The organism is Winogradskyella tangerina, assembly GCF_003260205.1.
GTDB classification, from domain to species: domain Bacteria; phylum Bacteroidota; class Bacteroidia; order Flavobacteriales; family Flavobacteriaceae; genus Winogradskyella; species Winogradskyella tangerina.
In genome coordinates this window covers 65,439-78,410 of sequence record NZ_QERF01000010.1, presented here as the reverse complement: position 1 = coordinate 78,410, position 12,972 = coordinate 65,439, and the positions used below count along the sequence as shown (strand labels likewise).

Genomic DNA, 12,972 nt, shown 5'->3' with positions numbered 1-12,972 from the left:
TACGGAATAATCACCAACTATACAACCCATTATTTAACGTTGTAATTTGAAGATACTCGGTTGTGCATCATTATTTGTAACGAGTAGTAAGGCGCCGTTTGAATTATCGATCCGAGTAAGGTCTCTTGAATCATATGGTACATAAAAACCACTTTCTTTGGGTGGTAAGAATGTAAAATTATTACTTCCATCACCAAAAAGCACCCCACCAAAACCAGCATCGTATCGCGTTGTTTCAACTTCTACTCCATAGTGATTACCAACTACAATTATATCTTTATATCCATCAGCATTAACGTCCATAACAATTGATGATTTTACGGGAGAGATTTGAACTTCATTTGGAAGGGATTTTTTTATAAGCTTCCCATTTTCATTAATCAAAACTATACTTTCAAAACTTTTTATCTCATAAACTACAGCATCGTCTACCTTTTCCTCAGGAAGAATATCAAAGAGCTTAGATGAAGCAAAACTGTGATAATCTTCGAATTTTTCAGCTACATAAGGCATTTGTTGACTAGTACATTCGCGCCCTCGTACTGGGACGTAATCGTCCTTATAAAATTTCGCCAAGACAACATCATTAGTTCCATTATTATCAAAGTCGTTAGCATAGACTTTGAAAGGATGTTCTTCTGATGCTTTGAATTTATTATTCATCCCTAAATTACCAACTATGTAATCATCATCGCCATCATTATCTATATCATTGGCTGTTACAGACCACCAAATTCCGCGCGTGTCATTAAGACCCAATAACTCGGAATCATCTTCAAAAATTCCATCATTATTTTTCAAGACCGTTACAGTCATCCATTCTCCAACGATCATTAAATCCTCGTCTTCATCATTATCAATATCAGTAAAAACCGCATCAGTTACCATACCCAAATTCTTTAGAGGCGCCACTTGGTCGTCTTTAGCTTTTACAAATTTTCCATTGTTATTAAGAAGCAGATAACTCGTTGCTGGAAGAGCATATGACTGAGCTTCAATTCTTGTACCAACAAAAATATCTAGATCTCCATCTGAATCAATATCAGATGCCTTAACCACTTGCGAACTTTCTCTTATATCTGGTAATGCCGAATTGGTTTTGGTAAAATTACCTAAGCCATCGTTGAGATATAATCTATCCTTAAGAGTTGGATGTCCCTTCGCGTATTCACTGCCTCCACTAGCAACATATAAATCTAGATCACTATCATTATCAACATCAATAAATAGACAACCTAGATCTTCGGAGGCCTTATCAAAATCCCATGGTTGAGATTCATTTTTTTCAAACTTCCCGTTCGAATTCTGAAGATATAACACACCACTTTGGCCCATAGCACCGCCAATAAACATATCCTCCAAACCATCATTATTTATATCACCTGTTGCCATGAATGGACCATTTTGAGATACATTATGAGGCAAAAGAATTTCTTCCTCAAATTCATCAAATTCATTCTCTTCATGCTGAAAATTTATACCGATATCTTCTGCATTAACCTGGGCAATTAAAGTATTATCATTTTCTGTAGTATTGGATATAGATTCGGCAGTTGAAATATTAGCCGTTAACACCTGATTGGCCTCAACATTTTCGAAACTATTTACTTTACCATTCGGCCAGAAAATCTCAACTTTTTCAATTTTAGTATCCTTGCCAAGTCCGAAGAATAAAGTAGGTTCCACTGAAGAAAAGTAACCTCGCGTTGTGAAATTCTCAGTAACCTGAATTTTGCCATTATGTGAAATTCGTGCTTTTGCTCCAACACCAAACGGATTCTTTTCAGATCCCTTGAGTTGAATTTTCAGGAAATTACCCGTAGCGTTGTTCTTGTAAACGAAAGCTTCAGACTCTATGTTATTAATAACGATATCTAAATCTCCGTCATTATCTAAGTCGCCATAAGCCATTCCGTTTGAGAAACTTGGTTTATCGAATCCCCACTCTTTGGTAACTTTTTCAAACTTCAAATTGCCTTTATTTCGAAAAGCATAGTTTGAAATTGGTTGCGATGGCGCATCTTGACTAAGCTTGAAAAAATTATCAACTGTTGTTGAGTCTTTATCTAAATTGTCTAAAATTATTTTATAATCGTTATTATCTACATCTTTTTTAATACCATTAGATACTATAATATCCTTCCAACCATCGTTATCTAAATCCACTATTAAGCTGGCCCAACTCCAATCGGTGAATGCAACACCAGCCATGTTCCCGATATCAGAAAAACTACCTAAACCAGTATTAACTTGTAGTGTATTGGTCATGTACTGGTAATGTGCACCTGCGTCAACCATCATTTGAAAAGCTTCGGTGCTCATGGAGGCCATATTAGTTTTTGACCGGTAATGGTCTTCAGGAGTCATATCTGTGGTAATAAGATCGATAAGCCCATCGTTATTAATATCTCCTGTATCCGATCCCATACTCAACTGCGTAATATGTCTTAGTTGTTCATTAATAACATTGGTAAAGGTTCCATCGCCATTATTGTAATACATAAAATCTGGTTGTGCATAGTCATTAGCTATGTAGAGATCTATATAGCCATCTCCATTAAAATCTGATGCACTACCACTTAGACCATAGGCTAACTCTCTAGATATACCTGCGGCAACGGACACATCTTTAAATACGCCATTATCGTTTCTGTACAAACGGTCTTTGAATGAATTCACATCACGTTCTGTGACTTTGTTAGTTAACAACACTTTTTTGTCTGCAGGTTGGTTAACCTGATACATGTCTAAATCGCCATCGTTATCCATATCGAAAAAAACAGCTTCTGTAGAAAATCCAATATCTGATAAACCGTATTTCTGTGCAGATTCTGTAAAGGTTAGGTCTTGATTATTAATGTACAGTAAATTTCGTCTTTGCGAAATATCAAGAGAATTACCATTTCTACTAACGTAGATATCCAAGAAGCCATCACCGTTAACGTCTGCCATAGTGACGCCCCAAGTCCAACCTGGTTGTCTTGCCACTTTTGATGTTTTGGTGATATCTTCAAATTTAAAATCACCTTTATTCAAATATAATCTGTCATTAACCTGATTGCCTCCAAAAAATATATCGGGTAATCCATCATTGTTTAAGTCACCAATGGCAACACCAGAACCCAAATAAATCTGACTAAAAAAGTAATGATGAAATAACTTCGATTCTTTAATCGAATTGTTGAAATCTATCCCAGTTTGTTCAGAAGGTAATAATTCAAATCCACCAATTAATTCACTCGGATATAAATCGCGTTTCGGTGTATCGCTGCAACCTAGAATTATTGAAAGGAAAAGTGTAAATACTAATACTTTTAATTTAGGGGTTTTCATCTTCATCATAGGGAATTTTTCAAGTTCTGTAAAGATATGGAATAACGGAACTATCTGGAAGGTGACGTAAGCTTATGAATGTTAAAAAATATATAAGTTAATACTTCAATCTTTCATTCTTATCCCAAATACCCCAAAATGCACCAACATCACCTTCACCACCAACTTTCCATGTTTCGTCAAATGCAGAAAAGTAAAAGATGTCTATATCTTCTTCCTGAGCCCACTTCTGAGTATTCAAAAAGTATTTTATGGCATTTGCTTCGGAAGGAAATGCGCCTTGTAAATTGGTACCTTCACTAGGCCAACCGGTCTCAGTAATGATGACCTTTTTACCTTCTCCTGCTTTTAATGCTTTTTGATACATATCTTTCATGTAGAGTAAGGAATAATCCAGATCACAGCCTTCCCAAAATGGATAGCAATTCGCCAAAATAATATCACAGGCATCTGTGATTGCAGGGCGCTCCTGAAATTCGTAATAGGCGTCTACATAACCAACAGGAATATCGAGATCTTTGATCGATGCTTTTACATAATGAATTTTATCAAGAAGTTCATCTTCACTCAGGTCGCCTCTATACATGACTTCATTTCCTACGGCTGCAACATCGACGTAACCTTCATGACATAAACTAATGAGATTTTCTAGTTCTCTTTCATTGATTTCCGGATCGTCTCCTAACCACGCGCCAACTAAGGTTTTTATACCCATTTCTCTGGCGATCTTTGGCAAATATTCATTGCCATCTGTACACGAAAACGAACGTATCCATTTAGTGTAAGGTTTCATTTTCTTTAGTCGACGTCTGATTTGATCTTCGGATAATTGATCTCCGGGTTCCTGACCTTCTTCATAGGGACTACAACACAGGCCATGCATACCAGATTTCAAAGTTTTTCTAAAGAGTTTTCTCAACTCTTTAACAGACTTACCTTGATAATCGATAGATGCTAAGGCAAAAAATTTTTCTTCCCTACGCGACATATATTTACTCTACTTTTGCTTAGTTATATTTAAGATTTTCGTGTTTATCCCATAGTCCCCAATAGGCACCTACTTCGCCTTCAGGTCCTACTTTCCATGATTCATCAAATGACGAAAAATAGAAGATTGGAATTTCGTTTTCTTTGGTCCATCGCATGGCGTCTATAAAATATTTCATAGCAGCCTCTTCACCTGCAATAGCGCCTCTTAATCCACCGCCTTGACTTGGCCAACCCGTTTCGGTAATGATAATTGGTTTTCCTTGCGCCGCATCCACAACCTGACCGTACATGGCTTGCATATGGCCTAAAGCGTATTCAATTGGGCAACCTTCCCAATACGGATATAAATTAGCAAGAACCACATCTGTACTTTCTACTAAAATTGGATGGCGCGAAAACTCATAATAGGCGTCCACATAACCTACAGGAATATTCAGTCCTGCTAAGGCATCTTTAACCCGATTGATATAGCCAACTAATTCTTCAAGCGTTAGATCGTTACGGTATAGCACTTCATTACCTACGGCAGCCACATCAACACAACCTTCCTTGGCTAACTGAATTAAGCCTTCAATTTCTTTTTCATTGTCGTCTTTATCATCACCAAGCCATGCACCGACCAAGGTTTTTAGCCCATGTTTTTTTGCCATCCTTGGTACATGTTCGTTCCCTTCAATACAAGAAAATGAGCGGATCCATTTGGTGTATGGCTTCAAAATACCAACTCTTCTATCTACTTGCGCCTCTGTGATGGTATCTCCAGGTCTTTGACCATCTTCATACATACTAAAACAAATACCGTACATACCTTCTTCTAAGGTTTTACGCCATAGTGCCTTGAGTTCTTCTAAACTATATTGTGATAAGTCAATGCCTTGGGTTGCGATTTGACTATATGAATTTTTTTTAAAATAGTGTCCTTCTCTATATGACATTTTTTAATATTAATTATGTTGTTATTAAATCTTCTTTACGTTGTTCGAGTTCTGTTTTTATTTCTGCAGCACGTTTCTCATTGAGTCCATAATTTCTCATAATGAGCATTGCTAGAATGGTACCCGCCATTGGGAAAAAGCAGAAAAAGGCATGAAGACCATCTACCGCAGTTTGTTGATCTGTAGTAGGGAGATCTGCGTTAAATCCTACGACAGAAATTATCACACCACTCAGTCCACCTGCGATTGCAAACCCAACCTTCACCATCCACCAATAAATAGCACCAAAAACCCCTTCTCGTCGTAAACCAGAATTGAGTTCATCAACATCAATAACATCGGCGGTCATTGACATCATTATAGTAAATAAACTACCTATTCCGAACGAAAAGAAAGGTAATGCGAATATGTACATCCATGGTTTACCAGGAATGAATAGAAACCAAAGCATTATATAGCCAATAACTGATATCCCTTGTGAATACATGAATGCTTTTTTCTTTCCATAGATTTTAGACATCTTCGTCACAATAGGAATTACAATAAAGGTGGTTCCTAGAGCGCCAAGGCATCCAAACATAGAAACCCATATACCACTTGCTGCTGCATCGCCATTAAATAGTTTATAAACGATTACGAAGAATGTTAGGGCAGCCACTGTATTAAATGCGTTGAAGATTAAAAATGTTGCCGCACACAGTTTTCTAAATTCTTTTATTTTGAAGGCTGCAATAAAACTATCGTAAAATATCTTCTTTAAGCTTTTACCAATATTTTTGGCGTTAATTGGTTCGTAATCCTCATTAACAGTAGATTTACTTTTTATGAATAGTGCCGGTACCATAGCGCAAATTGCACAAGGAATAGCAACCCATACTGCCAATTCTCTTGCCGCCACATCAGCAGACGGAAACCAATTAGGGTCGTACATTATAATCCAGAATAATGGCGCAATAACCCAAGCCCATTGACCGATCCATTGAGCAACGGCCATAATGTGAGTTCGCTCATGAAAATCATCACTCATCTCGTAACCCATTGCAACGTATGGTACACTGAAGATGGTTAATCCTAAATAAAATAAAAGTGACCATGAAAAGAAGTACCAAAAATTATGTTCTAAGGTATTTTCTTTATAGAGTTGCCACATAAAAACATAGGCCACACCCATTACGATTGCGCCAATTAGTACATATTGACGTCGTCGTCCGTATTTAGATTTTGTATTATCTGAAATATAGCCCATTATTGGGTCTGTAATGGCGTCAAATATTCTAGGGAAAAAGAAAATAAGTGCATAAAGCCAACCTGTAAATTCTAGGTCTTCGACTAAAACTACCATGAAAATACCGAGAATAGCCGGGAACATCTGATTAGCTAACATGCCAATTCCGAAGGCTACTTTTTGGCCAAATGGTACTTTATTTTTTTTCATTTTATACATAAGTGACTAGGAGCTCAAAATTAAAATACGCCTCTACAATTCTTCCGAGTATAAATTTTCAGACGATCTACTTCCGTGGCTCCTGCAGGAATTTCTTCAAGTTTTAAACCAGGATAGTCATCTGCTTCTTTCCACTTTTCTATGGTTTCACTAAAAAATGCAGACGACTCAGGATCTGCTTCATAAATGATAAGATCATATACTTCACCTAAATCTCCTCCAAAGCGTGTTACCACCTGCCATTCACCATCTCTTTTGTATGTCGTATTTGTATGGTCTGACTGCGGATAGTATCTATCATCCGTAGGTCTAATCATCACCCAGATATCTTTACTATGCCCTTCAGGATAGACGCCCATGGTTAGAATACGGCAGTCTACAGAATCTTGATCGATCGGAGAAACTACCTTAATAGCATCTACAGGTCCATCAATCTTTAATTTATTTCCAATTGATATTTGTTCCAACTGATTATTAACACTTACTAATTCTGAAGAATAACTTCCATACATCATCATTAATACACCAATGATACCAAAAGCAACCGCCAGCTTAGTATTCAAAAATCTTTTTCCTGAACTACCTTTTCTACTACCAAATACAGAAGAGAGGGTTAGTATAAGTCCTACGAGTACGATTATTATTTTTGTTGACATTTTCTGAATTTTTTTGTTTGAAAATAACTTCTATACGGGCTGTTTATAAAACACCTCGTCGTTCTTCCAGTTGTTGTTTAATTTCTTTAGCTCTTTCTTCTGAAAGACTATATTTCCACATTACCCAAATAGCCAAAGCTGCGGTAATTACAGGAAAAACAATGTCAGCAATTCTAAGGTTTACCAAAGTTTCTTCAGACTGTGTTGCGAGACCACCGTCGAATCCAATAAGTTGTAGAACCAATCCACCAAACACTAAAGCCAAACCTTGTCCAAGTTTTACAACCCACCAGTATAAGGCCCCAAATGTACCTTCTTTACGCGGCATCCCGTTTACTAATTCATCTAAATCACAGACGTCGGCGGTCATACTCATCATTAGTGTAAACAGACTACCTAAACCGAATGAAATAAGTGGAATTGGTATAAACATTAACCAAGGATTATCTGGTGTAAATGTCCACCACTTTAAAATATACCCGATAATTGAAAGTGCTGTTGAGATTATAAATGCATTTTTCTTACCCCATTTATTTGCCATTGCAGATACAATAGGAATCACAACAATTGCAGATACTAATGCACTGATAGAACTGAACCATGCTGGCCAAGTTCCGGTTGCCCCATAATCACCGCTAAACAAGTAAAACACAATGATGAAGAAACTAAATGAAGCCACAATTTGAAATCCATTAAACACTAAAAATGTAGCACCGCATAATTTCATAAATGGCTTGTTTTTAATTGCCTCGCCGATACTTGCCACTAAATCTTTTAGATTACTAAAGATCGTTTTAAGCGTTAGTTTCTTTCGGTCTTCCATATTTCCGGCATCGATACCTCTACAGAAAATGGCTGGTAAAATTCCCAAAAACAAACATCCTAAACCTACATATAAGGCTAAGGTTCTAATACCAATTGCCTGACTTTCAAAAAGATTTTCATTTGGGATCATTGGCCAGAACCACGGTACAATAACCCATGCTACCAAACCAACAGTTTGCGAGAAGGCCATTAAACGTGTTCTTTCATTATAGTCTGTGGTCATTTCAAACCCAAGTCCAACCAATGGTGTTGCAAACATGGTGTTTCCAATTAGGAAAACCAGAGACATAATTAAAAAGTACCAAAAATTGAAGGTAGCTGAATTATTCTCATCCATTTGCCACAGCAACACAAAGAATATTGCACTTAAAATGGCACCTACAAAAATGTATGGTCTTCTTCGTCCGTATTTAGAACTCGTATTATCCGAGATAAAACCCATTACTGGATCGGTAATGGCATCAAAAATCCTTGGTAGCCCTCCTAATATTCCGGCTTGTAATGGATCCATTCCGAAGACCGTTAATAAGAAAAACATAAAAACTCCCAATGCTCCAGGCAGTAAGTTTAGAACCAAATGCCCTGCACCGAATGCTGCTTTTTGGCCCAACGGCACTCTGTCCTTAGCGGCTGTTTTCTGATTTGCCATAATATTGAATTTTTAGTTAGTTGGTATTATAATGGTTTGAATAGCTTGTGGGCTAATTCCAATTTGCGTCGTTACATCATTTAAATTTATGTTGAAACTCTTCGATTCTTTTCCTTCATTAAAAACCACTACTGCAATAGAACCGTCTGTATTTTTAGCAGCTGCAACCATTAGGTCATCATCTGTTTTTTGCACGTCTATAACCTCAGCCTCTGGTCGTATATATTTACTAAAGTGGCTCATTGTATAGTACAATGGTGTAAAATACACCTCATCTTTATCTGGGTCTACGATTACGGGTGCAATACACCAGTTCTTAAACCAATTTGGTCCACCTTTTGTATCTAGAACCATATTCCAGTCAACCCAGCCATCAACCCAGTTATTCAGACATCCAATAATATCTCTGGCATATCTATTCACCGGTGCATACTTAGGATGTAAGTGCTTGTCTTTTTCTGGCGCCCAATCCCAGCCCCAATCAGTGGCTTCTTTCTTCCAATACCATGCATCATCATTCCATACAGGTACTTCTGCGTCTACGCAAGCTTCAGATTGAATGAGGTACTTATTTGGTGCTTTGTTGTGGGCGTATTGTAATTCTTCTGGAAAATAATCGAAGGTACTGGCATACCAATGTATCGCAGTTCCGTCGAAATACTTAGAGGTTGCTTCATTCTTAAATTGAGAGTCTACCCATTCTTTCAAGTGTTCTCTATTCTGATCGTACCCCAATATTATTAAGTCGCCTTTTCCATCTGCTTCTAGCTTAGGTCCTAAATAATTTTGGACGAAATTGGTCATCTCATCTGGGGTAAAATGCATACTCTCCCAATTATTGCCATTTCCTAAGGGTTCGTTTTCCACAGTGAAACCCCATATATCAATTCCTTCGGCTTTATAGGCATCTGCATATTTTGAAAAGAATAATGCCCATGTGTCATAATATTCAGGAAGTAATTTACCTCCGACATAGTTATTGTTGTCTTTCATCCAAGGAGCAGCAGTCCATGGAGATCCGAAGATTTTGAAGCCATCTTTAGATGCTTTCATAGCATCTTTTATAAAAGGAATTAAGTCTTCTCTATCTTCTTCAATTGAAAAATGCTCCAGGTTTTTATCACCTTCAACAGGCGTATATGAATAGTTGTTAAGCGAAAAATCACAAGAATTCATATGTGTTCGAGTCAACGAATACTTTGCACCTGTTTCACCAAAGTAAGCTTCAATGATTTTAGCTCTGTTTTCCTTGCTCAATTTATTCAAAAGGTAGGCCGACGCTTCTGTAAATGCGCCACCAAAACCTGTAATGGTTTGATATTTTTTATTTGGATTAAGTATAATATTCGAAATACTATCGGCTGAAACGAATTCGGTGATCTTAGTCATTTTATTACCACTTTCTGAGGTTTCGTATACTTCTACTGCCAATTGTTTCTCGTTTTCAGCACAACTCATAAACATCAGAATTATAAATAATATTGGATAATAACTTTTCGGTCTCATGTTTAGATTATTAATTTGAATGATTAGCCGTTGCCTCTTCCTTCGTTGGCGGAACTAAAACATCTTTCATTAGTTCATCTTTATCACCATTGTAAGTTTTACCTATCGGATTTCCGTTTCTTGTCAACCCTTCAAACACCCCATTATCTACAGCTTCCCAAAGCGCATATTTCGCCTTACCATCAACGGTAAACAGTCCGAAATGATTTTCTGAACCTTCCGGATTTGATGCATCTTTCCAAGGTTCATCGAACCCTTCAAAATAAAAACATGCAATCTTATTCTTGTTGGTATAGTCTCTTATGAGTTCATGAAATCTTGCTTCTTTGAATTCATCAGTAGCTTTTGAACCACCCGGACCATAAAAACTATTAGATACCGTTGCCCATCCTGTTTCCCCAATGTGAATTGGTTTGTCAGCGCCAATACTTTTTACATAGTCTGAAACACTTTGGTATTGACCTTTAGAATACTCAAGCGACCGTTGCATTGCTGCTTCAATTTTATCCATATCTGACAATGCCACCTCACTTTCAGGCACATACCAGAAATCTGGATTGTAATGCGTATCGTGCATTGGGTAGGTATGCATAGAAATGAAATCTACTGCCTTTATGAGACGATTTAGGTCTTGAACATGATATTCTTCTCCGCCACCACCCCAAGAGGCAAAATTATCTGAACTTGTGATCCAAAGGTCTTTAGATAATTCACCCTTGGCCTTCAATTCTTGAAGGTGGTTAACCCATTTTAAAATAATGCCCGGTTGCACATAGTATAATGCTTGCCATTTTACCATGGCTTCATTTCCGACCGCAATAACCTTCACAATATCTGGATATTGTTGTGCAAGTGCTACGGCCTTATTTATTTCTTCAGCATTTTCCTCGCTTTCTTCATTATGATCAATATTGTCCGTGAATGCTCCTTTGCAATTGATCCACGCTCCCAACATCACATACATTTCAAAATTTGGATCTTCTTTTTTCAATTCTGAAATAGCTTTCAGAACATTAGAAGCATGAGGCAGATACACTTTATAGGTGCGAATTATACCTACTCCCATTGCCGACAAAAGCTTCATGTCTTCCTTGAGTTCTTCAATAGTTGGTTCTATATCGTGATCTACGTTTCTGTAACCTCCATAAGACATTGCCAAATAATCAGGATTACCTAAAATGTCTTTTGCTGTCAAAGGGGTTTCAGCTTTTGTTTGCTCATTCAATTTTGAGGAATCTTTACAAGACCATATGATCATTGAAATAAACACTATGGTCCATATATTTTTATTCAATTTTATCATGCAGTCTTTATTAAATATTGTTTCGTGTTTACTCTTATCGCGCCATAATTTCCTCTTCAGACGGTGGCACAAGAACATCCTCTAGCAATAGTGTTTTGTCACCGTTATAGGTCTTAGATATTGAATTACCACCTCTGGTTAGTCCTTCAAAAATACCTTTATCAACTAAGTCCCAAATTGGATATTTGGCTTTACCGTCTATGGTAAACAAACCAAAATGATTTTCGGATCCTTTAGCATTGTTGCCATCTTTCCACTTTTCGTTGAACGCTTCAAAATAAAAACAAGAAATACCTGAACCGTTGGTCCAGCGTCTCATTGCTTTATAGTAAAGTCCTTGTTTATATTCGTCAGTTGCTCGAGAGCCATTGTTACCATAATGACCATTTGAAGTAGTTGCCCAGCCTGTTTCTCCTATATGAATGGGTTTATTTACTCCTAAACTTTTCATGTAGTTAGTGACGCTGTCGTATTGTTTTTGCGCAAATTTTAAAGCCCTTTCCATTGCCATTTCCACTTTAGTGGAATCTGGCATACTTTTATGTGCTGTTGGCACAACCCAAAATTCAGGGTTATAATGTGAATTGTGATATGGATAGGTATGCATTGAAATAAAATCTACTGCCTTTACCAATTTTTCTAAATCTTCAACGTGATATTCTGAAGAACCTCCACCCCAGGATGAAAAATCATCAGAGCTTGTTATCCATAAGTCTTTAGGGAGTTTACCATCTTTCTTCATGTCTTGTAAATGGTTAACCCATTTTAAGATCACCTCAGGCTGTACATAATATGAGGTAGCCCATTTTACCATGGCTTCATTTCCAACGGCAATGATTTTCACAATATCTGGATACTCATTTGCTAATGCCGCTGCTCTTGCAATCTCACCTTCGTTATTTGGACTTTCAACATCGTGGTTAGGCACTTTGTCGGTCCATGCATTGAGGCAGTCGATCCAAGCACCTAGCATTACATACATTTCAAAATTCTCATCTTCTGCCTTAAGCTCCTTAATGGCCTTTAAAACATTAGATGCATGAGGCAACTTAGGTTGAACATTGTAGGTTCTGAGTAACTTAATACCCATCGCTGATAAGATTTTCAAATCTTCTTTTAACTCCGGAATTGTGGGTTGACTATCTCTTGAACGTTCTCGATAACCACCATATGAGATGGCTAAATATTCCGGATTCCCTAATATATCTTTCGCTGTCACTTCTTTTCTAATTTGGGTTGAAGACGCATCGTCTTTTTTCTTTTCATTGCAAGACATCATGAATATTAGAGATAAAACAAAAATTATAACTACTCCTTTTTTCATGACGCTA

At 37.2% G+C, this 12,972-nt stretch carries 9 protein-coding genes; all 9 read right to left on the bottom strand.

Annotated elements, in window-relative coordinates; all coding sequences use genetic code 11:
* Positions 1 to 33: 33 nt before the first annotated feature.
* Positions 34 to 3,333: a VCBS repeat-containing protein gene (locus DDY94_RS14260; protein ID WP_198658965.1), complete on the bottom strand. Its 3,300-nt coding sequence runs from the start codon at positions 3,331 to 3,333 to the stop codon at positions 34 to 36.
* A gap of 97 nt (positions 3,334 to 3,430) precedes the next feature.
* Positions 3,431 to 4,321 carry a glycoside hydrolase family 17 protein gene (locus tag DDY94_RS14255; protein WP_111685151.1) on the bottom strand — a complete coding sequence of 297 codons (891 nt, stop codon included), beginning with the start codon at positions 4,319 to 4,321 and terminating at the stop codon, positions 3,431 to 3,433.
* A gap of 19 nt (positions 4,322 to 4,340) precedes the next feature.
* Positions 4,341 to 5,258, bottom strand: coding sequence for a glycoside hydrolase family 17 protein (locus tag DDY94_RS14250; RefSeq protein WP_111685150.1), 918 nt, complete (start codon positions 5,256 to 5,258; stop codon positions 4,341 to 4,343).
* Between the two features lie 13 nt (positions 5,259 to 5,271).
* Positions 5,272 to 6,693, bottom strand: a complete 1,422-nt coding sequence (locus tag DDY94_RS14245; protein ID WP_111685148.1) for an MFS transporter — start codon at positions 6,691 to 6,693, stop codon at positions 5,272 to 5,274.
* A gap of 29 nt (positions 6,694 to 6,722) precedes the next feature.
* Positions 6,723 to 7,358, bottom strand: coding sequence for a hypothetical protein (locus tag DDY94_RS14240; RefSeq protein WP_111685146.1), 636 nt, complete (start codon positions 7,356 to 7,358; stop codon positions 6,723 to 6,725).
* 43 nt (positions 7,359 to 7,401) lie between these two features.
* Positions 7,402 to 8,832: an MFS transporter gene (locus DDY94_RS14235; protein WP_111685144.1), complete on the bottom strand. Its 1,431-nt coding sequence runs from the start codon at positions 8,830 to 8,832 to the stop codon at positions 7,402 to 7,404.
* A gap of 12 nt (positions 8,833 to 8,844) precedes the next feature.
* Positions 8,845 to 10,338: a glycoside hydrolase family 30 protein gene (locus DDY94_RS14230; RefSeq protein WP_232817879.1), complete on the bottom strand. Its 1,494-nt coding sequence runs from the start codon at positions 10,336 to 10,338 to the stop codon at positions 8,845 to 8,847.
* A 10-nt stretch (positions 10,339 to 10,348) separates the two neighbouring features.
* On the bottom strand, positions 10,349 to 11,641 hold the full coding sequence (locus DDY94_RS14225; protein WP_232817878.1) for a glycoside hydrolase family 17 protein: 1,293 nt from the start codon (positions 11,639 to 11,641) through the stop codon (positions 10,349 to 10,351).
* A gap of 34 nt (positions 11,642 to 11,675) precedes the next feature.
* Positions 11,676 to 12,965, bottom strand: coding sequence for a glycosyl hydrolase family 17 protein (locus DDY94_RS14220; protein ID WP_111685138.1), 1,290 nt, complete (start codon positions 12,963 to 12,965; stop codon positions 11,676 to 11,678).
* Positions 12,966 to 12,972 lie beyond the last annotated feature (7 nt).